General features: G+C 72.4%; 22 protein-coding genes and 1 pseudogene. 9 read left to right on the top strand and 14 right to left on the bottom strand.

All coding sequences use genetic code 11. From position 1 onward, the window contains the following. Positions 1-40 precede the first annotated feature (40 nt). The 4 genes from ACH4DZ_RS27585 to ACH4DZ_RS27600 form a co-directional block, all read right to left on the bottom strand. Entirely contained in the window at positions 41-862 is an 822-nt protein-coding gene (locus tag ACH4DZ_RS27585) for a DUF2382 domain-containing protein (protein WP_398290042.1), read from the bottom strand. 98 nt (positions 863-960) lie between these two features. Continuing rightward, complete coding sequence (locus tag ACH4DZ_RS27590; RefSeq protein ID WP_398290043.1) at positions 961-2,469, bottom strand: tripartite tricarboxylate transporter permease; 1,509 nt, start codon at positions 2,467-2,469, stop codon at positions 961-963. A gap of 1 nt (position 2,470) precedes the next feature. Beyond that, entirely contained in the window at positions 2,471-3,028 is a 558-nt protein-coding gene (locus ACH4DZ_RS27595; RefSeq protein ID WP_398290044.1) for a tripartite tricarboxylate transporter TctB family protein, read from the bottom strand. Continuing rightward, positions 3,025-4,008, bottom strand: a complete 984-nt coding sequence (locus tag ACH4DZ_RS27600) for a Bug family tripartite tricarboxylate transporter substrate binding protein (RefSeq protein WP_398290361.1) — start codon at positions 4,006-4,008, stop codon at positions 3,025-3,027. The genes ACH4DZ_RS27595 and ACH4DZ_RS27600 overlap by 4 nt, the downstream gene beginning before the upstream one ends. A 313-nt stretch (positions 4,009-4,321) precedes the next feature. Here ACH4DZ_RS27600 and ACH4DZ_RS27605 point away from each other — a divergent pair, with 313 nt between their 5' ends. Together ACH4DZ_RS27605 and ACH4DZ_RS27610 are read left to right on the top strand one after the other, a co-directional pair. Next, complete coding sequence (locus ACH4DZ_RS27605) at positions 4,322-6,043, top strand: ATP-binding protein (RefSeq protein WP_398290362.1); 1,722 nt, start codon at positions 4,322-4,324, stop codon at positions 6,041-6,043. After that, a complete protein-coding gene (locus tag ACH4DZ_RS27610; RefSeq protein ID WP_398290045.1) occupies positions 6,040-6,786 on the top strand; it encodes a response regulator in 747 nt (248 codons plus the stop codon). The genes ACH4DZ_RS27605 and ACH4DZ_RS27610 overlap by 4 nt, the downstream gene beginning before the upstream one ends. Positions 6,787-6,908: 122 nt before the next feature. On the opposite strand, the gene ACH4DZ_RS27615 is transcribed toward ACH4DZ_RS27610, so the two are convergent. Then, on the bottom strand, positions 6,909-7,688 hold the full coding sequence (locus tag ACH4DZ_RS27615) for a DeoR/GlpR family DNA-binding transcription regulator (protein ID WP_398290046.1): 780 nt from the start codon (positions 7,686-7,688) through the stop codon (positions 6,909-6,911). Between the two features lie 162 nt (positions 7,689-7,850). Here ACH4DZ_RS27615 and ACH4DZ_RS27620 point away from each other — a divergent pair, with 162 nt between their 5' ends. Then, complete coding sequence (locus ACH4DZ_RS27620) at positions 7,851-8,756, top strand: SIS domain-containing protein (RefSeq protein ID WP_398290047.1); 906 nt, start codon at positions 7,851-7,853, stop codon at positions 8,754-8,756. A 10-nt stretch (positions 8,757-8,766) separates the two neighbouring features. After that, positions 8,767-9,621, top strand: coding sequence for a ketose-bisphosphate aldolase (locus tag ACH4DZ_RS27625; RefSeq protein ID WP_398290048.1), 855 nt, complete (start codon positions 8,767-8,769; stop codon positions 9,619-9,621). A 107-nt stretch (positions 9,622-9,728) separates the two neighbouring features. Here ACH4DZ_RS27625 and ACH4DZ_RS27630 read toward each other — a convergent pair. Further along, positions 9,729-9,955, bottom strand: a pseudogene (locus tag ACH4DZ_RS27630) (phytanoyl-CoA dioxygenase family protein); the annotation flags it as partial. A gap of 115 nt (positions 9,956-10,070) precedes the next feature. Between ACH4DZ_RS27630 and ACH4DZ_RS27635 the strand changes: the two are divergent. Beyond that, positions 10,071-10,859, top strand: a complete 789-nt coding sequence (locus ACH4DZ_RS27635; RefSeq protein WP_398290049.1) for a helix-turn-helix domain-containing protein — start codon at positions 10,071-10,073, stop codon at positions 10,857-10,859. Here ACH4DZ_RS27635 and ACH4DZ_RS27640 read toward each other — a convergent pair. Next, a complete protein-coding gene (locus tag ACH4DZ_RS27640; protein WP_398290050.1) occupies positions 10,840-12,006 on the bottom strand; it encodes a methyltransferase in 1,167 nt (388 codons plus the stop codon). The genes ACH4DZ_RS27635 and ACH4DZ_RS27640 overlap by 20 nt on opposite strands. A gap of 96 nt (positions 12,007-12,102) precedes the next feature. Between ACH4DZ_RS27640 and ACH4DZ_RS27645 the strand changes: the two genes are divergently transcribed. Beyond that, a complete protein-coding gene (locus ACH4DZ_RS27645; protein WP_398290051.1) occupies positions 12,103-12,765 on the top strand; it encodes an alpha-ketoglutarate-dependent dioxygenase AlkB in 663 nt (220 codons plus the stop codon). Between the two features lie 50 nt (positions 12,766-12,815). Then, positions 12,816-14,057, top strand: coding sequence for an ROK family protein (locus ACH4DZ_RS27650; protein ID WP_398290052.1), 1,242 nt, complete (start codon positions 12,816-12,818; stop codon positions 14,055-14,057). Between the two features lie 55 nt (positions 14,058-14,112). Here the strand turns inward: ACH4DZ_RS27650 and ACH4DZ_RS27655 are convergent, their stop codons facing one another. The 5 genes from ACH4DZ_RS27655 to ACH4DZ_RS27675 all read right to left on the bottom strand — a co-directional run bounded on the left by ACH4DZ_RS27655 (position 14,113) and on the right by ACH4DZ_RS27675 (position 17,894). Continuing rightward, positions 14,113-15,048 (bottom strand): phosphotriesterase, encoded by a 936-nt coding sequence (locus ACH4DZ_RS27655; RefSeq protein WP_398290053.1) that lies wholly within the window; start codon positions 15,046-15,048, stop codon positions 14,113-14,115. Continuing rightward, the gene (locus ACH4DZ_RS27660; RefSeq protein ID WP_398290054.1) at positions 15,045-15,629 is read right to left on the bottom strand and encodes a DUF4865 family protein; all 585 of its coding nucleotides are present in this window, start codon (positions 15,627-15,629) and stop codon (positions 15,045-15,047) included. The genes ACH4DZ_RS27655 and ACH4DZ_RS27660 overlap by 4 nt, the downstream gene beginning before the upstream one ends. A 17-nt stretch (positions 15,630-15,646) precedes the next feature. Then, positions 15,647-16,255: a TetR/AcrR family transcriptional regulator gene (locus ACH4DZ_RS27665; RefSeq protein ID WP_398290055.1), complete on the bottom strand. Its 609-nt coding sequence runs from the start codon at positions 16,253-16,255 to the stop codon at positions 15,647-15,649. A 552-nt stretch (positions 16,256-16,807) separates the two neighbouring features. After that, positions 16,808-17,353 (bottom strand): ATP-binding protein, encoded by a 546-nt coding sequence (locus tag ACH4DZ_RS27670; RefSeq protein WP_398290056.1) that lies wholly within the window; start codon positions 17,351-17,353, stop codon positions 16,808-16,810. 217 nt (positions 17,354-17,570) lie between these two features. After that, positions 17,571-17,894, bottom strand: coding sequence for a hypothetical protein (locus tag ACH4DZ_RS27675; RefSeq protein WP_398290057.1), 324 nt, complete (start codon positions 17,892-17,894; stop codon positions 17,571-17,573). Positions 17,895-18,272: 378 nt separating this feature from the next. Here ACH4DZ_RS27675 and ACH4DZ_RS27680 point away from each other — a divergent pair, with 378 nt between their 5' ends. After that, positions 18,273-19,406: a PLP-dependent cysteine synthase family protein gene (locus tag ACH4DZ_RS27680; protein ID WP_398290058.1), complete on the top strand. Its 1,134-nt coding sequence runs from the start codon at positions 18,273-18,275 to the stop codon at positions 19,404-19,406. Between the two features lie 83 nt (positions 19,407-19,489). Here ACH4DZ_RS27680 and ACH4DZ_RS27685 read toward each other — a convergent pair whose 3' ends face one another. Together ACH4DZ_RS27685 and ACH4DZ_RS27690 are read right to left on the bottom strand one after the other, a co-directional pair. Then, positions 19,490-19,975 (bottom strand): SRPBCC family protein, encoded by a 486-nt coding sequence (locus ACH4DZ_RS27685; RefSeq protein WP_398290059.1) that lies wholly within the window; start codon positions 19,973-19,975, stop codon positions 19,490-19,492. Positions 19,976-20,114: 139 nt separating this feature from the next. Beyond that, entirely contained in the window at positions 20,115-20,957 is an 843-nt protein-coding gene (locus tag ACH4DZ_RS27690; RefSeq protein WP_398290060.1) for a DeoR/GlpR family DNA-binding transcription regulator, read from the bottom strand. A 315-nt stretch (positions 20,958-21,272) separates the two neighbouring features. On the opposite strand from ACH4DZ_RS27690, the gene ACH4DZ_RS27695 reads away from it, so the two are divergent. After that, entirely contained in the window at positions 21,273-23,663 is a 2,391-nt protein-coding gene (locus ACH4DZ_RS27695; RefSeq protein WP_398290061.1) for a hypothetical protein, read from the top strand. Positions 23,664-23,680: the final 17 nt, after the last annotated feature.

A 23,680-nucleotide genomic window follows, 5' to 3' on the forward strand; every position in this document is an offset into this window, starting at 1 on the left:
ACCTGCGGCGCGTGCGGACCTTCGGCGCGGCGCGTGCGCACTACCGGCGCGGGCGGCCCTCGTCGTCGTTCTCGATGCCGTCGGCGGCGATCCGTTCCTTGCGGACCTGCCCCCTGACGGTCTCCTCCTCGGTGACCTCCTCGGTGCTCAGCCGCACCCGCTCCACCGGAACCGCCTCGGTCTCGACGACGGGGCGCTCGGCGTGCAGCGTGACCTCGTGCTCGGCCTCGGAGATCTCCGCGCCCGACATGGCGTCGCCCGCGTTGGCGTCCGTGATCGGCTCGCGCACGACGCGTACCTCCTCGTGACGCAGGGGTACCGTCTGCTGGACCTCCTCCGTCACCACGTACTTGCGCAGCCGCGCCCGGCCCGTCTCGTACCGTTCGGCGCCGACGTGCATGTGCTCCTCGGACCGGGTCATCGCCTCGTCCTCGGACGTGGCCATGTCCATGCTCCCGGTGCCGGCGGCCGCGGTCGTCCCGGCGGTGCCGGAATGGGCCCAGCCGCCCCCGCCGGCCTGGTTCGCCTGCTGCCAGGCGTCGTCCCAGGCGATGCCGTAGTGCTCGTACAGCCGGACCTCCTCCGACTCGGACAGGTGGCCGCCGCTGTCGACGTCGACGTTGGGCGCGTCCTTGACCATGCCCTTGGCGTAGGGCACCTCAAGGTGGTCCTCGACCACGACCGCATCCCGGATCGGCACGAACGACTCGCTGGTGCCGAAGAGGCCGGTCTTGATGCTGACCCATTCCGGACGGCCGGTCGCATCGTCGAAGAAGACGTGGTTCGCGTCCCCGATCTTGCTGCCCTCGGCGTCGTACACGGGATGCTCCAGTACTGCCGGTATCTGCTCCTGGGTGATCATCCTTCAGCACCCTCCTTCTGGGTCCGGTGTGCTGTCCGGGTCACCGCGACAGAAGGCATGAAACATAGTAAAAGCGACAATAGTGATGGAAGAGGCAACTACTTGGCGACCGGGTGGGGCCTCGCGCGGACGCGGGTCGCGAGTTTTCGCAGCAGAGGCCAGATCAGCAGCAGGGCCGTCACCGCGTACACGGTCACCGCGAAGGGGGTGTCGACCAGCCCCGAGACGCTGCCGTCGCTGATCTGCAGGGCGCGCCTCAGCTGCTGCTCGGCGTTGGGGCCGAGGATCACGCCGATGACGGCGGGCAGCACCGGCAGTCCGTAGCGCCGCATGCCGAAGCCGATCAGGCCGATGATCAGCAGGATCACCAGGTCGATGACCTCGCCGCCGACCGCGTACGCGCCGACCGCCGCGAAGAACAGGATTCCCGCGTACAGGTACGGGCGGGGGATGCGCAGCAGCTTCGCCCAGACCGGGGCCAGGGGGAGGTTGAGGGCGAGCAGCAGGATCATGCCGACGAAGAGGGAGGCGATCAGGCCCCACACCAGGTCGGGCTCGCGCTCGAAGAGGAGCGGGCCCGGCTGGATGCCGTACTGCTGGAAGGCCGCCAGCATGACCGCCGCGACCGCCGTCGTGGGCAGGCCGAGCGTCAGCATGGACACCAGCGTGCCCGCCGCGGAGGCCGACGCCGCCGACTCGGGACCCGCCACTCCCTCGATCGCGCCCTTGCCCCAGTCGTCCGGGTGCTTCGACAGCCGCTTCTCCGTGGCGTACGACAGGAACGTGGGGATCTCGGCGCCGCCCGCCGGGATCGCGCCGAACGGGAAGCCGATCAACGGCCCGCGCAGCCACGACTTCCAGGTCCGCCGCAGGTCGTCGAGGCCCAGCCAGGGCCGGCCCACCGGGATCGGCTTGCCCGGGCTGCGCCGCAGGTGCGCCGCCACCCACAGGGCCTCGCCGATCGCGAACAGGCCGACCGCCACGATCACCACGTCGATGCCGTCGGCGAGTTGCAGCGAGCCGAAGGTGAGCCGCTGCTGCCCGGTCATCTGGTCCAGGCCGACGAGACCCAGGGTCAGACCGATGAGCAGGGACGCGAGACCTCTGATCCGGGACGAGCCCAGCACCGACGTCACCGCGATGAACGCCAGCACCATGATGGCGAAGTAGTCCGGCGCGCCGATGTCCACCGCCAGGTCCGCGACCGTCGGGGCGAGCGCCACCAGCAGGAGCGTACCGATCAGGCCGCCCGCGAAGTGCCCGATGGCGGCGGCCGCGAGCGCCTGCGCGCCCCGCCCCGCCTTGGCCATCGGATTGCCCTCCATGGCCGCGACCACGGCGGCGCTCTCACCGGGTGTGTTGAGCAGGATGGAGGTGGTCGAACCGCCGAACATCGCCCCGTAGTAGATCCCCGCGAACATGATGAACGCGCCGATCGGTTCGAGTCCGTACGTCACCGGCAGCAGCAGCGCGACTGCCATCGCGGGTCCGATGCCGGGCAGCACGCCGATCGCGGTGCCGAGCAGCACACCGAGGGCCGCCCACAGCAGATTGACCGGCGTGAGGGCCGTACCGAAGCCGTCCATCAGGGAGTTGAGGGCGTCCATGTCACAGCACTCCCATCAGCGGGCCGCCCGGCAGCGGTACCCCGAGCAGGTTGTTGAAGACGACGTACGTGACGAGGGAGAGGACAGCCGCGATCAGAGGGTCCTTGTCGAGGCGGCGGCTGCCCAGCGCGAAGGCGGCGCCCCAGAAGAGGAGGGCGCCCGCGACGGGGAAGCCGAGCGGTTCGATGAGGACGGCCGAGCCGAGGAACACCCCGGCGAGCAGCGACACCGTCCGCCAGTCAGCCGGTTCGGACAGGTCGACGTCCTCGCCGCCCTCCGCCTCGCCACGGCCGCCGCGCAGGACGTCGACGGCGAGCAGCGCGGCGATCACGAGCAGGCCGACGCCGACCACGACCGGGACGGTCTTCGGTCCCACGGGCCCGCGCTGGGTGATGTCGACGTCCATGGTGAGCGCGTCGGTCAGGACCAGCACGCCGAGCGCCAGCAGCAGGACGCAGACGCCGAGTTCGGAGTGCTCCCGCAGCCAGGTGCGGCGCGTGCCGGCGGGCGCCGGGGGTGTCGGCGGCGTCGGGGAAGCGTCGGTGGTCCGCGTCGTCACAGTCCCAGCTCCTTCAGCACCGACACCACGCGCTCGTCCTGGGCGTCCAGGAAGTCGCCGAACTTCGCACCGGTCAGGAAGGCGTCGTCCCAGCCGTTCGTCTTCAGGGACTTCTGCCACTCGGGGGAGCCGTGCAGCTCCTCGACGAGGCGTACGAGCTTGTCGCGTTCGGCGTCGGACAGGCCCGGCGGGGCCACGATGCCGCGCCAGTTGGTGAAGTCCACGTCGTAGCCGGACTCCTTGAGGGTGGGCGCGTCCAGCTCGTCGACCCGCTCGGGGCCGGTGACCGCGAGCACCCGCAGCTCGCCCGCCTTGATCTGGTCGAGGTACTCGCCGACGCCGGACACCCCGAAGGCGACCTTGTTGCCGAGGATCGACGCGAGCAGTTCGCCACCGCCGTCGAAGGGGATGTAGTTGACGTCCTTCGGGGCGATGCCCGCGGCCTTCGCCATCAGCATCGGCGCGAGATGGTCGGGGCCGCCGGGCGAGGAACCGCCCCCCACGGGCAGCTTGCCGGGATCCGCCTTCCAGGCGTCCACGAGCTGGTCGACCGATTCGTACGGGGAGTCCTTGGAGACCACGACGACGTCCTGCTCCTCGGTGAGCCGGGCGATCGGGGTGGTGTCGGCGAGGGTCTTGGGCGCGTCGTTGGAGCGCACCGCGCCCACCACACCGAGACCCATCGACATGGCGAGCTTGCCGTTGCCGTGCTCGCTCACCAGCCGGCTCAGCCCGACGGTGCCTCCGGCGCCCGGCAGGTTGAACACCTCGATGTTGTGCGTGAGTTCGGCGTCCTCGGCGTTCTTCGCCGCCGTACGGGCCGTGATGTCGTAGCCGCCGCCGGGCGTGTTGGGGACCATGAAGCGCAGGCCGGGGATCTGGGTGCCGGTCTCGGCGCCACTGCCGGCCGTGAGCAGCGGAGGTCCCACGAGCACGAGCACGGCGGCCCCGAACAGGGCGAGGGGAGCGCTCAGGCGCACGAGTTCCACCACCTGTGGATGAGATGTGGGGAGGGGCGCCCCCGTACTGGAGCAGGGGGGATACGGGGACGCCCTGGATGGGGGGGGAGGGTGACGTGGGCCACATATTGCCCGCGCGTCGCGTGGCTGTCTCTCTTGCGGAACCAACGGAGGTTGTGGTCTTTGTGTCAGCCCCGGACCGCTCCCTTTTCCCGGCCGCGCGCGGGGGCCATGATGGTGCGAGCCGGCAGCCGAGCCGTTCGTCGCCGTGTCAGCACGAGAGATTGAGTCCGTCGTGGTCGCCGTCCTCCGTCGCCAGACCCTCGCGGGCGAGATGCTGGTGCTGCAGCTCGCCATCGTCGTGGTGGTGCTGCTGGCCGTCGCGGCGGTCTCCCTCAGCCAGTCGGAGGCGACCTTCAACCGCGTCGAGGGCCGCCGGGTCATCGCGCTCGCCGAGCAGCTGGCCGCGAACCCCCTGACCCGCAGCCAGCTGACACAGCCGGCGCCGCGGCTGGCCCTCGCCCCGCTGGTGAACTCCACGCAGACACAGTCCGGGGTCACCTCGGTGACGGTCGCCGACGCCGACGGCCGGATCGTCAGCTCCACCGACCCCACCGCGGTCGGCGGCCGGCTCTCCCTCGGTGCGGGGGTCGCCGACGGCCGCGGCTGGTCCGGCTCGCTGACGCTGGACGGCAGCCGCGAACTCGTGGCCCAGGTACCGGTGCTCGGCGCGACGCAGGAGAACCTCGGACAGCCGCTGGGTACGGTGATGATCGGCGAGGCGGACCCGACGGTGTGGCAGCGGCTGAGCGGGGCGTCCTCGTACCTCCTCGCCTATCTGGGCATCGCCAGCGGGCTCGGCCTGGCCGGCTCCTTGCTGCTGGCCCGGCGCGTCAAACGGCAGACACTCGGCCTGGAACCCCGCGAGATCGCCGGCCTCGCCGAGCACCGGGAGGCGATGCTGTACGGGATCGCCGAGGGCGTGATCGCGCTGGACCCGCAGCACCGGCTCACGCTGGCCAACGACATGGGGCGGCGCCTGCTCGACCTCCCCGCGGACTGCGTGGGCCGCAGTCTCGCCGAACTCGGCATCGAGGGACGGCTGCGGGATGTCCTGGCGGGGGACCGGGAGAGCGCGGCGGGTGCGGGGAACGGGCACGGCGACCGCGGGAAACGCGGCGCGGGCGGCGAACGCGACGAGGTCGTCGTCCTGCACGGCCGGGTGCTGGTGATGAACCGGATGACCGTCGCCAAGGACGGCCGCCCGCTCGGTTCGGTCACCACTCTGCGCGACCGTACCGAACTGGCAAGACTGGAACGGGAGATCGGATCCTTCCGCAGCTCCTCGGAGCTGCTGCGCGCGCAGGCCCATGAGTTCGCCAACCAGCTCCACACCATCTCGGGGCTGATCCAGATCGGTGAACAGGACGAAGTCGTGCGCTACATACGCGCGTTGAACCAGCGCCGCCAGTCGCTGGACGTCACCCTCAGCCGCCGTGTCCGCGACACCGCGGTCGCCGCCCTGCTGATGGCGAAGGCCTCGCTGGCCGCCGAACGGAAGGTCAGCCTGCGCATCTCGGACGCGACCGCACTCGACCGGCTCACCCCGGAGGACGCCGCCGATGTGGCGACGGTGGTCGGCAACCTCGTCGACAACGCCGTCGACGCCGCGTCCGTCGCGGCGGCGGGCCGTGACCCCCACGGTCGCGAGGCGTTCGACGGCCATGAGGCACCCGGCGACCATGGGGCGCGCGGCGGCCACGAGGCGTGGGTCGAGGTCGAACTGCGGCAGGACGCCTCCAGCGTGGAGATCGTGGTCCGCGACTCGGGCCCCGGCGTCGCTCCCGAACTCGCCCGGGAGGTGTTCTCGCACGGCTTCACCACCAAGGCCGCCCAGGAGGGCGAGCGCGGGATCGGCCTGGCGCTCACCCGGCTGGTCTGCGAACGTCACGGTGGCGAGATCTCGGTGACCAACACCCCCGACGGGGCGATGTTCACCGCACGCATGACCGTCAGCCACCTCACCGACGCGGTGGCGGAAGGAGCGGCACGATGAACGGGGCGCCCGGTGGGGCAGACACGATCGACGTACTCGTGGTCGACGACGACTTCATGGTGGCCCGGGTCCACCGCGCCTTCGTCGACCGCGTCGAGCCGTTCCGGGTCGTGGGGGTCGCCAGCACCGGCGAACAGGCCGCCCGCGCGGTGGACGAGCTGCACCCCGACCTCGTCCTGCTCGACCTGTATCTGCCGGACGTCTTCGGGCTCGACGTCATCCCCCGGCTGCGTACCGCGGGACACGACTGCGACGTCATGGTCATCAGTGCGGCACGGGAGACCGACACGGTCCGCGGCGCCGTCCGGCACGGCGTGGTCGACTACCTGCTCAAGCCCTTCGAGTTCGAGGACCTGCGGGCCCGGCTTGAGCGGTACGCGGTCCAGCGCGGCCGTGTGCTCGCCACCGTCGTGCACGGTCAGGCCGATGTCGACCGGGTGCTCGCCGGAGCGGCCGTGCCCGCCTCGGCGCCCGCCACCCTGCCCAAGGGTTTGAGCGTGGAGACGGCCGCGCTGATCGAACGCACCCTGCGAACCGCGCAGGACACCCTGTCCGCCGCCGAGTGCGCGACCCTGGCCGGCATCTCCCGCGTCAGCGCCCGCCGCTACCTGGAGCACTTCCACTCCACCGGCAGCGCCGAGGTGACCCTGCGCTACGGGGCGGCGGGGCGGCCCGAGCGCCGCTACCGCTTCCACGGACACCCCCGGGCGGCCCGACGACCAGGCGACGAGGCCCGAACCTAGGGCGCCTGGCCCACGTCCCACGCGGGCTTCGTCCGGCCGCGTCACCCAGCGGCCCCTCGGCCCCCGCGAGCCGGGCGAAGCCGGGGGCGGGTACGGGTGCGGGTCGCGCCGGACGACGGCTCTCACACCCTGACGACCCCGACGCCCGCCTCCTCGAACCGCTCCACCGTCTCCTGGTCCGCCCCCGCGTCCGTGACCAGCGTGTCCACCGAGCTCGCCGGGCAGATGCGGGCGAAGGCCCGCTGCCCCAGCTTGCTGGAGTCGGCGGCGACGATCACCCGCTCGGCGCGCTCGCACAGCAGGCGGTTGATCGCGGCCTCCGCCTCGTCGGTCGCCGCGGCGCCATGGGCGACGTCGAAGGCGACCACGCCGAGCACGGCCACGTCCAGGGAGATCTGGCCGAGCACGCCGTCGGCGAGCGGGCCGACCAGCTCGTACGACTGCGGACGGGCGACGCCACCGGTCAGCACGATCTTGAACTGGGGGCGTACGACCAGTTCGCCGGCGATGTTGAGGGCGTTCGTGACGATGGTGAGGGCGGGGGAGCCGGCGGCGAGGTCGCTGTGCAGGGCCAGGGCGCGGGCCACCTCCGTGGTGGTCGTGCCACCTGTCAGGCCCACCACCTCGCCGGGGGCCACGAGATCCGCCACGGCCTTCGCGATGCGCTGCTTCTCCGAGGCGCGGCGGGCGGTCTTGTAGCGCAGGGGCAGTTCGTACGACACCCCGTGGACGACCGCCCCGCCCCGGGTGCGTACGAGCATCTGCTGGTCCGCGAGCTGGTCGAAGTCGCGCCGGATCGTCGCGGCCGACACCGCCAGGTCGGCCGCCGCCTCCTCCACATCGAGCCGGCCACGCTCGACGAGCAGTTCCAGCAGCGCCTGCCAGCGGGCGTCGCGCGACATCCGCACTCTCCGTCCCTCGATCGTCCCAGAGATCGTGACAGTGCCCGTTCTCCGATCTTGCGGCGACCCTAACGCACGTCGTTCACCGTGGAATGCTTGATTGTGCTCGAAAACTCGCTATATCTTGCACAAACAAGCATTTCACCATCGGGAGGCCGCGGCGTGAGCCATGTCGAGAACGAACTGATGTCCCAGCCCGAGTGCTGGGTGCGGGCCGCCGGGGAGGCCGCGGAGCACGCGGCCGTGCTGCCCGCGCCGGGCGAGCGCGTCGCGCTGGTCGGCTGCGGCACCTCGTGGTTCATGGGGCAGGCCGTCGCGGCCCTGCGCGAGCAGGCGGGGCAGGGTGAGACGGACGCCTTCGCCGCGTCCGAGTTCCCGCACGGCCGCTCGTACGACCGGGTGATCGCCCTGACCCGCTCCGGCACCACCACGGAGGTGCTCGACCTGCTGGGCCGGCTGAAGGGGCGCACCCGCACGGTGGCGATCACCGCGGATCCGCGAACTCCCGTGCTGGAAGCGGCAGATGACGTCGTCGTACTCGACTACGCCGACGAGGAGTCGGTCGTCCAGACGCGGTTCGCGACCACCGCGCTCACCCTGCTGCGCGCCCATCTCGGCCTGCACACCGACGCCGTCGTCGCCGACGCCCGCACCGCGCTGGCCGAGCCGCTGCCCGAAGGACTCGTCGACTGCACGCAGTTCACCTTCCTGGGGCGGGGCTGGAGCGTCGGGCTCGCGAACGAGGCCGGACTCAAGATGCGCGAGGCCTCCCTGGCGTGGACCGAGGCCTACCCGGCGATGGAGTACCGGCACGGCCCGATCAGCGTCACCACCGCCGGCACCGCGACCTGGATGCTGGGCGAGGCGCCCGAGGGGCTGGCCCAACAGGTCCGTGACACCGGGGCGTTGTGGGTGGACGGCGGCCTGGACCCGCTCGCTGAACTCGTCCGCGCCCAGCGCCTCGCCGTGGCCGTCGCCGCCGCACGGGGGCTCGACCCCGACGAGCCCCGCCACCTCACACGCTCGGTCGTCCTAGGTGATCCCGCCACCACGCCCGCCACGCCCTGAAGGACGGTCCATGCCTCTCGTAGCAGCCGGTGAGCTGGTCTCCCGGGCGGCCGCCGCCCGAACCGCCGTCGCCGCGTTCAACGTCATCACGCTGGAGCACGTCGAGGCCGTCGTCGCCGGCGCCGAGGCGGCGAACTCCCCCGTCATCCTCCAGATCAGCGAGAACGCGGTGAAGTTCCGCGGCGGACGGCTGCTGCCGCTCGCCCGCGCCACCGCCGCCACGGCCGAACACGCCGCGGTCCCGGTCGCGTTGCACCTCGACCACGTGCAGAGCGACGAACTGCTCCGGCAGGCGGCGGACGCCGGTTTCGGTTCCGTCATGTACGACGCCGCCCACCTGCCCTATGCCGAGAACCTCGCCGCCACCCGGGCCGCCGCGGACTGGGCGCATGCCCAAGGTCTGTGGATCGAGGCCGAGTTGGGTGAGGTCGGCGGCAAGGCGGGGCAGCGTCCGCTGGACGCCCACGCGGCGGGGGCCCGTACGGATCCGGGCGAGGCACGCGCCTTCGTCGCCGACGCGGGTGTGGACGCCCTGGCCGTGGCCATCGGCAGCAGCCACGCCATGACCACCCGCACCGCCGCCCTCGACCACGACCTCCTCAAGCGGCTCACCGCCGCCCTCGACGTACCGCTCGTCCTGCACGGCTCGTCCGGCGTCCCGGACTCCGAGCTGAGGGCGGCCGTCACCGGCGGCATCACCAAGGTGAACGTGGGCACCGCCCTGAACATCGCGATGACGGACGCGATCAGGCAGTTCCTGACCGCGCACCCCGAGGCGGTGGACCCGCGCAAGTACCTCGTGGTGGCACGTGAGGCCATGGCGGAGGCGGTGACCCGGATCATCGGCGTACTCGACGCCCGCTGACCCGCTGCCCCGCAGAGCCGCTCACCCGTCCACCGGGCCATCCGCCGGACCCTCCGACGGCAGTTCGGCGAGCTTCTCGAAGAAGAACTCGTGCTTGAGGAACGACACCGGTTGCCGTCGCTGTCGTTGCGCCGACCGCCGTGCCGGAGTCCGTGGTGCAGAAACACCGCGGTGCCCGCCGGGCAGACCAGCCGTGACTGGCCGAGCAGGTTCTGGTGGCGGCCGGTGTCCGACTCGTTCGTACACCGGAGACGGCTGCCCGGCACGCTCAGGGTGCCGCCCATGTCCAGGGTCACGTCCTGCGGTAGTACATCAACTGGACGTCGAAGGCGTCCGCCACCGTGCTGTCGTACGGCACGTCGGGTACGCCCCGGCCCAGGAAGCCGATCGCCTCGGCGTTCAGCTCCGCAGGGACCACCCCCTCTCACCACCACTGGTAGTTTTTCACCATGCTGGAGACGACCATCCACCTCGGCGAGCCACCCGTCGTGGCCGACGCGGGCGTCGGCGTGCACGGTGTCGCGAGCCGCACGGACGTCTTCCGGCTGCCCGAGCTGTGGCAACTGCACCTCTACCAGTACGAGGCCGAGCTGACCGTGGACGGCACACCGCACCTCGTCCGGCCCGGCCGGGTCAGCCTCGTACCGCCCGGCGCGAGGGTCCGCTACCGCTACCAGGGCCGCTCGGAACACCTGTACGCACACCTGCGCATCGCCGCCACCGGGACGCCGCGCACCGTACCCGTGCTGCAGGACGCCGGAGCCGAACTCCCCGTGCTGACCGGCCTGTTGCTTCAGGCGGTGGCCTCCGCGCCGGGCGAACCCGAGCGCACCAGGGCCGAGGTCTGGACCGCGCTGTGGCGCGTCGCCCACCTGACTCCGGCCGCCGATCGCCCGGGCCCGCATCCGGCCGTCACCGCCGCGATGGCGTACGTCGAGGGCAATCTCGCCGCCCCGCTCACCGTGCCCGCGGTGGCCCGCGCCGCGGGCGTCTCGCACAACCACCTGACCCGGCTCTTCCGCGCCGCGACCGGCGGCACCGTGGTCGCGTACATCCGCCGCCGCAGGCTCGATCGCGCCCGGCACCTGCTGCGGGCCTCGACCCTGTCCATCCCGGCGGTCGCCGCGTCGGTCGGCATCCCCGATCTGCAGGCCTTCAACAAGGCCTGCCGACGCGAACTCGGCGGATCGCCGCGCTCCCTGCGCGGCGGGACCGGTGCTACTCCTGCCCCTGCTTGACGGCCTTCAGGACCACGAACTTCGCGTCGCTCGCGACCAGTTCGCTGTTGCCGAAGAGGCGCCGCAGCTTCACGTGATAGCCCAGATGGCGATTGCCGACCACCCACAGCTCCCCGCCCGGCCGCAGCGCGCGGCGCGCCCCGACGAACATCCGCCACGCCGTGGCGTCGGTCGTCGCCTGGTGCGAGTGGAAGGGCGGGTTGGTCAGCACCAGGTCGACGCTGTCCTCCGGCACACCGTTCAGGCCGTCGTCGACGCGGAACTCCGCCTTGCCGTGCTCGGCCGCGCCGTCGGTGTTCACCCGGTACGTCGCCTCCGCCGAGGCCACCGCCTGGTACGACTCGTCGACGAACAGCACCTCGCTCTCCGGCTGCGCCAGTGCCACCGCGGCACCGACGACACCGTTTCCGCAGCCCAGGTCCACGACACGCGCGGCCCGGCGCCCGTACGGCAGGTGCTGCAGGAAGAACCTGGTGCCGATGTCCAGGCGCTCGGCGCAGAAGACGCCCGCCTCGTTGACGACCGTGCGGCCGGAGACCGGGCCGATGCCGTCGGGCAGCGTGTAACTGAGCGGCCAGGGGTTCGCCGACGGCACGATTCCGGGGTTCGGCGTGCAGAAGATCAGCCGGGCCTTCTTCTCGGCCAGTGACGTCCGCGTCGGTCCGATGATCCGCTCGAACAGCTTGAGCGTCGAGGTGTGGATCTCCTTGACCATGCCGGTGCCGACGACGACGGTCCCCTCGTGCACGGAGGGCGCCAGCCGCAGCAGCTGGTCCTCCAGCAGCGCGAGGCTCTTCGGCACGCGCACCAGCAGCACGTCGACGCGCTCGGGCACCGCGTCCTGCGTGGTGAGAAGACGTACGGAATCCTGGTCGGCGTCGTTGCGCGACAGATTGGCGCGGGTCGCCTCCCGGGTGAGGAACGAGTCGGTGATCTGCACCGGCGCGTGCGCCCGGAGGGCCGTGGTGAGAGCACCCCAGCGGTCACCGACCACGACGACCGTGCCGTCGAGCGCCTGGCCGCTGTCCGCGAGATGCTTCAGCAGGTACTCGTCGGAGGCGTCCCACGCACGGAGCTGGTCACGGGAGTCCTCGGGGAAGCGCGCCAGCATCAGCTCGGCCGAGGGGGTCGTCATACGGTCGGTCATTGGGTCCAGGCTAACTGAGGCGCAGCTCAGGGACGCCCGGTGACCACGTGAGGGTACGGCGTGAGCGGGTGCGGACCCTGCGGGAGGATGGGAGCCATGGACGCCGAACTGTTTCCCAGGAGCCGCAGGGAGATCGCGCCGGGCGCCGTGCACGTGCCGGACTGGCTGTCGCCCGGGCGCCAGAAGGAGCTGCTGGAGGCCTGCCGCGACTGGGCCCGGCCGCCCGCGGGACTGCGCACTGTCCGTACCCCGGGCGGCGGCACGATGACCTCCCGGCAGGTCTGCCTCGGATGGCACTGGTATCCGTACGGGTACGCGTCAACGGTCGTCGACGGGGACGGGGCGCCCGTGAAGAAGTTCCCCGCCTGGCTGGGGGAGCTGGGGCGCCGGGCGGCCCGGGACGCCTTCGCGGACGGCACGCAGGCACCCCCGTACGAGTACGACATCGCGCTGATCAATTTCTACGACGCCGACGCCCGCATGGGTATGCACCGCGACAGCGACGAGAAGTCCGACGCCCCCGTGGTCTCGCTGAGTCTCGGCGACACCTGCGTCTTCCGGTTCGGCACCACCGGGTCGAGAGGCCGCCCCTACACGGACGTGGAACTGCGCAGCGGCGACCTGTTCGTGTTCGGCGGCCCGGCCCGGCTCGCCCACCACGGCGTGCCGCGCGTCCACGCGGACACGGCGCCACGCGAGTTGGGACTGACCGGCCGGCTGAACATCACCCTGCGGGTGAGCGGCCTCCGGAGCGTGTGACCGGCTGCTGACCGGTCACCCGGCCACCGGATCATGGGAGACTCGCCCTCATGAGCGGTGATGCGGCCCCCGGCGCGGTGGGAGAAGGAAGCACCAGGACACGGCTGGACCGGGGGCGGGGTGCGCTCGGACCCGCGTTGGAACTCGTGCACACGGGACGCGCGCCGACCCGGGCCGTGCTCACCGCCGAGCTGGGTGTGACCCGTGCGACGGCGGGCGCGGTCGCCGCGGAGCTGGAAGCGCTCGGTCTGATCCGCGTCGACGCCCGTCCGGGCGCCGCGGCCGGTTCGCAGGGCCGCCCCTCGCACCGGCTGGAACTCGCCGAGGACGGCCCCGTGGCCCTTGCCGCCCAGGTGCACGCCGACGGCTTCCGGGCCGCCCTGGTCGGCCTCGGCGGCCGTCTCGTGGCGACCGCGCCCGGCTGCGAGACCGTGGACGCCGACCCGGCGAAGGTGCTCCGCTCGGTCGTGGAGGCGGGCGCCGAACTGCTCCGGGAGACGGGCCGCCGCTGTGTGGGCGCCGGAGTGGCCGTCCCGTCGGCCGTCGCCGAACCCGAGGGCACCGCGCTCAACCCGCTGCACCTGGCCTGGCCGGCCGGCGCGCCCGTGCGGGAGATCTTCGCGGAGTGCGTCCGCGCGGCCGGCATCACCGGTCCGGCGTTCGCGGCCAACGACGTCAACCTCGCCGCGCTCGCCGAACACCGGCACGGCGCCGGCCGCGGCGCGCGCGATCTGCTGTGCGTGGCGACCGGACACCGGGGCGTCGGCGGTGCGCTGGTGCTCGACGGGCGGCTGCACACGGGCAGTTCGGGCCTCGCGCTCGAAGTCGGCCACCTCACGGTCAACCCGGAGGGCCGCGCCTGCCACTGCGGCAGCCGGGGCTGCCTGGACGTCGAGGCGGACCCCCTGGCGTTCCTGACGGCGGCCGGCCGCGACCCCGGCCCCGAGGTGTCGCTGCTCCAGCAGTCCAACGAGCTGATCCGCGACCACTACGCCGAGCTGGGCGTACGCACCGCCGTCGAGGCGCTGATCGACCGGCTGGGCCAGGGCCTCGCGGGCCTGGTCAACATCCTCAACCCGGACCGCATCATCCTCGGCGGCCTGCACCGGACCCTCCTCGACGCCGACCCGGAGAGGCTGCGGGCCGTCGTGGCGGACCGGAGTCTGTGGGGGCAGAGCGGCGGCGTACCCATCCTGGCCTGCACGCTGGACCACAACAGCCTGGTGGGCGCGGCCGAGTTGGCGTGGCAGCCGGTGCTGGACGACCCGATCGCGGCTCTGGCACACGCCTGAGCCGCTCCGAAGCGCGACCGCCTGCCGTCGGCCCCAGGGCGCGTCGGCCGTGGGTCTACGTCCACCCGACGGCGTACGCCCGTTGCGGATTCGCCGTCAGGATCTGCTCCACCAGCTCACTCCCCAGGGCGAGTTCGAGCCTTGGACGGACGCGGCGCAGCAGGTACGGCATGCCCGGCCCGCCGTTCACCGAGCGGGCCCCGGCCGTGGTCGTGTCCCCGCCGAGGAGCAGCCGGTCGCCGAACCCGGCGTCGGCGAGCTCCCGTACGGCTTCGGGCATGCGCCAGTCCGTCGCGTGGTTCGCCCGTGAGGGGCCGTCAAAAGCCAGGTAGGCGCCGGACTCGGCGGCCTGCCGGTGCACCACCGGGTCGGGGGAGCGGTTGAGGTGCCCGAGGATCACACTGCTCGGCGCCACCCCCGACTCACCGCACAGCAGATCGAGTACGTCGAGCGCGCCCGTGCCCAGCTCCAGGTGGACGGCGACGGGCGCCCCCGTGGCGTGGTGCGCCTCGGCCGCCGCGGTCATCGTCCAGCGGGCATGCGCGTCGAGCGCGTGGAAACCGCCCGCCACCTTGATGAAGCCCGCACGCACACCGGACGTGGCCAGCCCTTGCGTCAGCTCGGACACGAAGAGGTCGGCGAGCCCGCCCCGCAGCCGGTCGAGCACCTCCGGCGCGTAGTGGACGGCCTGGTGCAGTCCTGTGGCGGCCACGACATGCACCCCGGCGGCGCGAGCGAGCAGCGGCAGGTCGGCGGCCCGCCGCCCGAGGCCGTACGGGGTCCACTGGGCGACACTTCCGCCGCCCGCCGCGCCGAACGCGGTCAGTTCGGCCGTCGCGGCGCCCGCGTCCCGCAACTCCTGCCCCGGCAGGCGGGGACTGCTGAAGAAGAGATGGTCGTGGGCGTCGCAGACCCCCAGCTCGGCCGGCGGCACGTCTCCGAGGACCGTACGAACCGTACGAACGGTACGAGCCCCGGGCGCCCCGCTCACCAGTGCCGTCCCCGACGCAGCCGGTCACGCCCCGGCGCCGACAGATGCAGCACGCGGTAAGTCTCACCGTCGGCCTCGGGCGGGTCGTGGGCCCAGAGGGAGAAGTGCGCGACCTCCCAGTGACGTGGGTCGACGGCGGCAGCGGCGCCCACGGCCCCGTCCAGCGCGGCCAGGCGCCGCGTTTCCCGCACGGCCTCCCGCGCCACCTCGGTCGGCGGCACGCCCTCGGGGACGCGCACCCGCCTGCGTACCGCGACTTCGGGCGTCGCACCGGCGGCGCCGCCGTCCTCGTACGCCAGGCCCGCCCAGTGCTGCACCACGGGGCGCCCGAAGTCGTTCACGAGCCCCTGGAAGCCGGGCCCCCAGAGGAAGGAGTTCATGCCCTCGGGGGTGTCCCACAGGTAGAACGGCGCGTACTGGTTGACCGGCGAGCCGTCCACGCCGCGCTCCCGCAGCAGATAGACCTTCATCCCGAGCCCGTCCCAGTCGTCGAGCAGATGCCCGACACGGGCCACCCGGTCCCGGACGACGCCCATGTCGTAGTCCGCGGGCAGGGTGATCTCGTACTGCATGGCGTGCATCGGTGCCTCCCGGCGGCTCAGGCCTTGGTGGGTGTGGGCGAGTTGCCGGAGGGGGAGCGGAGTGCGAGGAGGGACAGCAGCCCGCGCACCCCCGTGTCGAAGGCGGCGGTCGAGCCGGACGCGCGGGCCAGCACGTAGCCTCCCTGGACCGTGGCCACGATCGTCGCGGCGATCTCCTCGCCGTCCAGCGCCGACGCGAACTCGCCCCGCTCCTGGCCCTCCTCGACGATGCCGGCCAGCCGCTCGCACAACCAGTCCAGCGTCTCGTCGACGGGCGCGCGCAGTGCGTCGCTCACGACGACGTCCGGATCCATGGTCAGCCGCCCGACCGGACAGCCGCGCAGGACATCGCGCTCGCGCCGTAGATACGCCTCGATCCGCTCGGAAGGGGAACCGGGCCCGCCGAGAACCGCTTCCGCGGTGGCGCGCATCTCCTCCGCGGTGCGCCGGATCGCGGCCAGGGCCAGCTCGGACTTGCCCGTGAAGTGGTGGTACATGCTGCCCTGGCCGGCGCCCGCCCGCTGCAGGATCGCTTTCGGGCTCGTGCCCACGTAGCCGCGCTCCCACAGCAGCTCGCGGGTGGCTTCGATCAGACGCTCCGGAGTGCTCACACCGCCACTGTACATACTAGTAGTTACAGAGTCGAGGGTCGGCCGAAGCCGCTTGGAGCAGCTGAAGCCCCCGTTCCTACTCCCGCGGAGGTACGCGTACTGCCGCTGGCCGTACGACGCCCCGGACCCCCTCCCGGCGCGAGCCTCGAAGCATCATCCGGAACCCGGCACCCGCAACCCGGAACCGCCGTGATCGCCGGGGTAGGGCTCGCCGCGGGGGCGCTCGCGGGTCTGCGCCCGGCCCGGCGGGCCGCCCGTCCGGACGTACTGAGGGCCATCGCCGCACAGTGAACGCCGGATGCGCCGAGATGCTTCGGCTGCGGGCCGCTGGGGGCCGTTCGCGCAGTTCCCCGCGCCCCTGGGAGCGGGCTGCGCCCCTACGCCCTGGGAGTGGGGCTGCGCCCCTACTCCCACCCTCCCGTACCCCTTCAGCCCGTCCGGCGTTTGAGGGCCGGGGGTTCGGGGGCGGAGCCCCTGAGTACGTGACGGGAACGGGCAGGGGCGGCGGGGGCGAAAACCAGACCGCCACCCCCACCCCCCGCCGCGAAGCAACCTGTCACCGCCCGGTCAGCCGGCAACGGCCGACCGGGCGGGAGCGTGTCCACTCTCAGGAGCCGGCGCCAGCGCATCCCCGGCATGCTCCACCTCCACGAACCCGCCCCCGCCCGACGCCGCGACAGCGGTGTACGGCGGCCGGACGGGCAGCGCCGCCGCGGCGGACGGAGCCGTGAGGGTGAACCACACGACCTTCCCCGACTCGCCGTCCGGCCGCACACCCCAGCTCTCACTCACCGCGGCCACCATCGAAAGACCACGTCCGCAGGTCGCGAGGGAGTTGGCGTCCCGCACCTCGGGAAGGCGCGGGTCGCGGTCGTGCACCGAGACGGTGAGCCGGTCGAGCAGCAGCTCGATCTCGACGGTGCAGAGCTTGTCGGGCCGGGCGTGCAGATGGACATTGGTCAACAGCTCGGTCACACCGAGCGCGGCCCGGTCTATCAAGGGATCCAGACGCCAGTAGCGCAACTGCGCAGATACGATTCTGCGGACCTGGCCGATCCGCGAGGGCAGAGCGTTGAGCTCCACCGTGCAATGTTTGCTTGGCTGGCTGATCACGGCTGCGACTCCCCGAATTGAGGTCCGGAAGAAGACGAGTGCGGATCCAGCGGGCTGCCTGCGCGCGCCGACCGCCTGCTGTCGGTGGCCGGCGGGCTGGTTCGCAGCGTTATCGCCGGTAAACCCAGAGTGACGTGACAACAGAGTGGCTCAGGAGGCGCGCTCCCGCAACTCGCGGTGATCTCGGCGGCCGGACGAACGGCGCCCTGCGCGGGGCTCAGCGCACGCGTCCCGCCGCGTCGCGCACGGCCTCGATGAACCGACGGGCGGCCGGCGGACCGGGCTCTCCGGGAGCCGGATCGTGGTCGCCGAGGGTGAGCAGATAGCGGGTGCCGTTGACGTCCGCCAGCGCCCGGTCCGCCTGGGCGAACCACGGCTTCGACGCACGGACCGCCTGCACCGGCGCGCTGTCGATCTCACTGCCGTAGCTGGTGAGCAACTCCAGTCTGCCGTCGCTGATCCGGACCTGCCCGGCCCGGGTGAGCGAACGCAGCCGCTTCCCGATCCGCACGCCTGTGGCTGTGAACTCCGGCTCCGCCATGTGCCCCACCCCCTTGTGCGCTCGGTCGTGCCCCGTCGTGCATGCCAGTCGTGTACCCCGTGGTGAAGACGGGGCACGCCTTGTCGTGCGTACGGCGCGGGTCCCGTTCTCTTGTGCGTCCCGCCGGGACCGGCGTCCTCTGCGTGCAGTCTGCCCGCGCGGGGCGTCGAGCACCAGTGCGCATCACGGCGTGGCACATGCCCTCCGGCGCACTCGCGTGAATGCGCCCCCCAACCGCTCGGTGTTCGCCCGCACCAGGAGTCCCTTTGAGGTTCCCAAAGGAGTGTTTATGCAGGTGAGAAGCGTGTGCAAGGTGCCTATGATCGAGGCGTCCGACCGCGCGACCCGACGTCGGCAGCCACCCGAAGGAGCCCCGCCGTGACCACCCCACAGCAGGCCCGCCCCCACGAGCCGACGGCCACGCTCGATGTCGACCACAGCGACGCGGAGTACCGGCACTGGCTCAAAGAAGCCGTGCGGAAGGTCCAGGCCGACGCGAACAGATCGGCCGACACCCATCTCCTGCGTTTCCCCCTGCCCGAGCGCTGGGGCATCGACCTGTATCTCAAGGACGAGTCCACCCACCCCACCGGCAGTCTCAAGCACCGGCTGGCCCGCTCGCTCTTCCTGTACGGGCTGTGCAACGGCTGGATCCGGCACGGCCGCCCCGTCATCGAGGCGTCGAGCGGCTCCACGGCCGTCTCCGAGGCGTACTTCGCCAAGCTGATCGGGGTGCCGTTCATCGCGGTCATGCCCCGCACCACGAGCCCGGAGAAGTGCCGCCTGATCGAGTTCCACGGCGGCCGGTGCCACTTCGTCGACGACCCGCGGACGATGTACGCGGAATCGGCGGCCCTGGCGGCACAGACCGGCGGCCATTTCATGGACCAGTTCACGTACGCGGAGCGGGCCACGGACTGGCGCGGCAACAACAACATCGCCGAGTCGATCTACCGCCAGCTGGAGCTGGAGCGCTACCCCGAGCCCGCGTGGATCGTGGCCACCGCGGGGACCGGCGGCACCTCGGCGACCATCGCACGCTATGTGCACTACATGCAGTTCAACACCCGTATCTGTGTGGCCGATCCGGAGAACTCCTGTTTCTTCGAGGGCTGGACCACGGGTGACGCGGAGGTCACCACCGACTGCGGCTCGCGCATCGAGGGCATCGGCCGCCCGCGGATGGAACCCAGCTTCGTACCCGGGGCCGTCGACCGGATGATGAAGGTGCCGGACGCGGCGAGCGTGGCGGCCGTGCGGGCGCTGGAACAGGCCATCGGGCGCAAGGCGGGCGGCTCGACCGGCACGGGCCTGTGGAGCTCGCTGAAGATCGTGGCGGAGATGGCGGCGGCGGGCCGGACCGGGAGCGTGGTCACGCTGCTGTGCGACCCCGGGGACCGCTATCTCGACAAGTACTACTCGGACGACTGGCTGGCCGGTCAGGGACTGGACATCGCGCCCTACGCGGCCACGATCGACGCGCTGCTGGCCACCGGGATCTGGCCCGCCTGAGCGGCCCGTCCCCGGCGCCCTCGGGGTGGCGCGAGCCCGGGTGCGCGCCGGAGGGAGCCGCGGGCCTGCCGGGACGGCGGCCGTCAGGGCGCGTGCGGCGAACCGATCCGCCGGTCCAGCTTCCCCACCGCGTGGCGGAACGCCCGGCCCAGCCCCGCCCGGCTCAGCCTCGTCACCAGGCGGAACGCCGCCGTGCCGTCGGCGGCCAGGGTCCACCGCACCCGCGTGCCGCGGGCGCCGTCCGGAGTGAGCCGCCACTCCTCGACGAGGGCGTGCACGCCGGGGGCGTTCGTCACGTCGACGCGGTACGCGTACACCTCGTGGGGCTCGGCCGCGACGACCGTCTCCTCGAAGCGGGTGCCGCCCCTGAGACGGATCCGCCGTCCGGAGCCGCCGTCGGCCGACCGCGCCGAGGAGACGGCGGAGAACCACTGCGGCCAGCCTTCGACGTCCTCGGCCAGCGCGCGGTAGACCGCCTCGGGGGACGAGGTCACCCCTTTCGCGAACACCAGACGCACGGGAGCGTTCTCGACGAAGTCGAGTTCTACGGGGCGCAGTCGATGGACCATGCGTACGACCCCTTCGCGGGAACGAAGTCGGGAACGAGCCCTGAACGCAGTCCCGCGACACGGCAGTCGGCGGGGCGGGGTCACCATAACCGGCGGCACGTCAGATGTCTTTACCGTCCATGGAAGCCCGGGCGGACACTCAGGCGTCCGACGCGTCCTCGTCCTCGGCCTCGGGTTCGCCCGCCACCATCAGGCGCCGCAGGTGCTCGGAGATCTCCGTGCGCGCCTCCGCGGGCAGCCCGTCGTCTGTCACCAGTGTGTCGACCTGTTCCAGCGCGGCGAACGAACTCAGCCCCACCGTGCCCCACTTGGTGTGGTCCGCGACCACGACGACACGCCGTGCGGACTGCACGAGTCGCCGGTTCGTCTCGGCCTCCGCCAGGTTCGGCGTGGACAGACCCGCCTCCACCGATATGCCGTGCACCCCGAGGAAGAGCACGTCGAAGTGGAGTGCCTCGATCGCCTGGTCCGCGACGGGACCCACCAGTGAGTCCGACGGTGTGCGCACGCCGCCCGTCAGCACGACCGTCGCCGCGCCCTGCCGCTGCCCCGACGTGCGCTGCGCCGAGTGGAAGACGTCGGCCACCCGCACCGAGTTGGTCACGACCGTCAGGTCCGGCACGTCGAGAAGCTGATGGGCGAGCGCGTACGTCGTCGTGCCGCCGGACAGCGCGATCGCCGTGCCCGGGGCCACCAGCGACGCGGCGGCCCGCGCGATGTCCTCCTTGGCCGTCAGTTCCAGGCCCGACTTGGCCTCGAAACCCGGCTCGTGCGTACTCGCCTCGACCACCGGGACGGCACCGCCGTGCACCTTCTCCACCACGCCCTGCCGGGCGAGCGCGTCCAGGTCGCGACGGACCGTCATGTCGGACACGCCGAGTTTCCTGGTCAGTTCGTTCACGCGGACGCCACCGCGCCGCCGGACCTCGTCCAGGATCAGAGCGCGCCGCTGCTCCGCGAGCAGGTTCTGATTCTCGCTCACGTCCGCTCCGGTTCCCTTCGCCTCGACCCGCCCGACATACCCCTGTGCAGCCCCTGCGCCGAACACCGGCAAGGACATTCCCCTCACCTGTGGTCCGCGGGACGCCCCATCCTCGCACGGGCCTCCGCAGGCCGCGCCACTGCCTGTGGCGACGCGCACACGTCACGCTGCCACCTCGTGTCCGCCACCGTCACACGGATCGGGGAGATTCCGTGACGAGTGGTGCGCGCAGGGTCAACAGAGGAGATCCTTGTATCTGGACACGACACATGGACATGACACATGCCGCACGGGCATCACGGGGGACACACGACAGTGGAGCGTCTACAGAAGCACGGACCGCTGAGCGGGGCGACCGGTCCGGGGCCGCAGCAGGCGGCCGACACCGCGCTGGAACTCCTGGTCCACGGCGTCGGAGGCACGACGCCCCAGGAAATGCTGAACGATCCGCGCACGGTCCGGATCACCGGCGACGACACGGCCGCGGTCTTCCGCCGCGCCGACGACGTCGAGGCCGAGACGAACGCGACGCGGCGGCCCGCGGAGCACCAGGGCAAACCGATTCCCGAGGCGTACGTCTGGTGCAACCTCACCTCGGGCAACGGCTCGCGGGCGCTGTGGCTGCTGCTCCTGCCGTTCATGGTGGTCAACCTCGCCCACTGGATGCGGCCCACGGTGAGCGACAACCGCAAGCCCGCGGTACGGCTCTACGGCCTGCTGGTGCGCCTGGCGGGACTGACCCTCACGGTGCTCCTGGTCGCCGCGGCCTGCGAGGTCGCCCTCGACCTGGCCGCATGGCAGTGCGCGGGGACGCCCGACTGCGCCAGGGAGCACTCCTGGCTCGGCTTCCTCTCCCCGGCGGTCTCCGACGGCGGCTGGTGGAGCCAGCCCGGCCGCCGCCTCGCCCTCGCCTCACTGGTGCCCGCCGCTCTCACAGGTCTCCTCTGGTACCTCTCGCACCGCACCTGGAGCGCGTACGAGTCCCAGCAGCCGAGGCCGCGCGAGAACGAGCCGGAGGAGGAGGACAGCAGGGCCGGGCTCGGCCGCCCCGGCTTCTGGTACGGACGCCGGCTGGTCGCCCGGCTGCGGGTCGCCCACACCGCCGCGGGTCTGCTGACGATCGCCGCGGCGGTCGGCGCCGCCGCCGCCCGTCACGACCGCGAGGCCGGCGGGCCGGCCGCCCTGAACGTGCTCGGCTGGCTCCTGAACGGGTCGCTCGTGCTGGGGGCGGTCTTCGTGCTGTGGGTCGTCTGCAGCCGGGGCCGCAGCGAGCACCGGCTCGACCGGCAGCTCGACGCGGCCCTCGTGCGCCGGCTGCCCCTCGGCTCGCTCGCCCTGCTCGTCCTCACCTTCGTCTACGCGGGCTGGTCGCGTCCCGAATGGAGTTCGGACCACCGGCTGTCCGGCGGCGGCACCGCCTTCGGCACCATCGCGCTGGTCGAGTGCCTGCTCGTGATCGCCCTCGGGGCCGTGGCCCACGTCCTCTACCGCGCCCAGCCGGATCCCCGTACCGCGATGCGGGGCCTGGCGGGGCCCGCCGTCGCGATGCTGGCCTGCGCGCTCGGCGGGGTGATGTCCGGCGGAGTCTCCCAGCGCGTCGCCGACTGGCTGGACGGCACCGGCGGCACGATCGCGGGACCGCCCGTGCTGCTGACCTGGCAGGCGTCCGTCATCCCGCCCCTGCTGCTGGTCCTGTTCGTCCTCGTCGGCTGGCTGGCCCGGCGCACGGTGGTGCTGCGCCGCACCGAGACGGCCGCGGTGGAACGCGCCTACGAGGACGAGCCCAAGGACGAGTCCACCACCCGCCGCATCGCGAGCATCCGCGCCATGGCCTCCCTCACCGACCGGGCCCCCCGGATCATCGGCGTCACCTCCGTCGTGACGCTGATCCTGGGCGGCCTGGCACTCGCGGGCGCCCTGGCCACCCAGGACGCCCCGGGCGAGGCGGCCCGCGGCACCTACCCCGTCGTACGGGGCGCGGCCGAGACCGCCCAGGCACTCGGCTCCTGGCTGATCGGTGTCGGCTTCATACTGTTCGTCACCTGGGGCCGCCGCGCCTACAAGGACCAGACCGCCCGCCGCACCATCGGCATCCTGTGGGACGTCGGTACGTTCTGGCCGCGCGCGGCACACCCCTTCGCGCCCCCTTGCTACGCCGAGCGCGCCGTCCCCGACCTGACCTGGCGCATCGCCGGCTGGACCCGCGCCACCGGCGGCCGTCTCGTCCTCTCGGGCCACTCCCAGGGCAGCGTCCTCGCCGCCGCCGCGGCCTGGCAGCTCGAACCGGCGGTACGCAAGCGGGTAGCGCTGCTGACCTACGGCTCACCGTTGGAGCGGCTCTACGGGCGCTGGTTCCCGGCGCACTTCGGGCCCGCGGCGCTCAGCGGCCTGCACCGGGACGTCGACTGCTGGCGCAACCTGTACCGGGCCACCGACCCCATCGGCGGCCCCATGCGACTGCCCGGCGACTGCGGGCCCAAGGTCGACCGCGAGGCCCTGGAGGACCCGCTCGCGTACTGCCGGTCGGAGAAGCACCCGCTGCCCGCGCCGATCCTCGGGCACTCGGACTACCAGGCGGACCCGGTCTTCGCCGAGGAGCGGGAGAAGCTGCTCGCCCGGCTCAGGCCCGACATCCCGGCACCGCGACCGGGCACCGGGCCCGCGGAACCACAGGGCGACCCCGGAGCGGAACCGACATCGACCTAGACCCAGGTCCAATTCCA

The sequence above is a fragment of the Streptomyces sp. NPDC017991 genome, assembly GCF_044328075.1.
In the GTDB taxonomy this organism is placed as follows: domain Bacteria; phylum Actinomycetota; class Actinomycetes; order Streptomycetales; family Streptomycetaceae; genus Streptomyces.

Bases quoted from the DNA above. Each gene is read 5' to 3' on its own strand.
- ACH4DZ_RS27590 (WP_398290043.1), bottom strand. From the start codon at position 2,469: ATGGACGCCCTCAACTCCCTGATGGACGGCTTCGGTACGGCCCTCACG.
- ACH4DZ_RS27635 (WP_398290049.1), top strand. From the start codon at position 10,071: ATGCTGGAGACGACCATCCACCTCGGCGAGCCACCCGTCGTGGCCGAC.
- ACH4DZ_RS27585 (WP_398290042.1), bottom strand. From the start codon at position 862: ATGATCACCCAGGAGCAGATACCGGCAGTACTGGAGCATCCCGTGTAC.
- ACH4DZ_RS27665 (WP_398290055.1), bottom strand. From the start codon at position 16,255: ATGTACAGTGGCGGTGTGAGCACTCCGGAGCGTCTGATCGAAGCCACC.
- ACH4DZ_RS27625 (WP_398290048.1), top strand. From the start codon at position 8,767: ATGCCTCTCGTAGCAGCCGGTGAGCTGGTCTCCCGGGCGGCCGCCGCC.
- ACH4DZ_RS27660 (WP_398290054.1), bottom strand. From the start codon at position 15,629: ATGCACGCCATGCAGTACGAGATCACCCTGCCCGCGGACTACGACATG.
- ACH4DZ_RS27645 (WP_398290051.1), top strand. From the start codon at position 12,103: ATGGACGCCGAACTGTTTCCCAGGAGCCGCAGGGAGATCGCGCCGGGC.
- ACH4DZ_RS27650 (WP_398290052.1), top strand. From the start codon at position 12,816: ATGAGCGGTGATGCGGCCCCCGGCGCGGTGGGAGAAGGAAGCACCAGG.
- ACH4DZ_RS27615 (WP_398290046.1), bottom strand. From the start codon at position 7,688: ATGTCGCGCGACGCCCGCTGGCAGGCGCTGCTGGAACTGCTCGTCGAG.
- ACH4DZ_RS27605 (WP_398290362.1), top strand. From the start codon at position 4,322: ATGCTGGTGCTGCAGCTCGCCATCGTCGTGGTGGTGCTGCTGGCCGTC.
- ACH4DZ_RS27685 (WP_398290059.1), bottom strand. From the start codon at position 19,975: ATGGTCCATCGACTGCGCCCCGTAGAACTCGACTTCGTCGAGAACGCT.
- ACH4DZ_RS27640 (WP_398290050.1), bottom strand. From the start codon at position 12,006: ATGACCGACCGTATGACGACCCCCTCGGCCGAGCTGATGCTGGCGCGC.
- ACH4DZ_RS27675 (WP_398290057.1), bottom strand. From the start codon at position 17,894: ATGGCGGAGCCGGAGTTCACAGCCACAGGCGTGCGGATCGGGAAGCGG.
- ACH4DZ_RS27610 (WP_398290045.1), top strand. From the start codon at position 6,040: ATGAACGGGGCGCCCGGTGGGGCAGACACGATCGACGTACTCGTGGTC.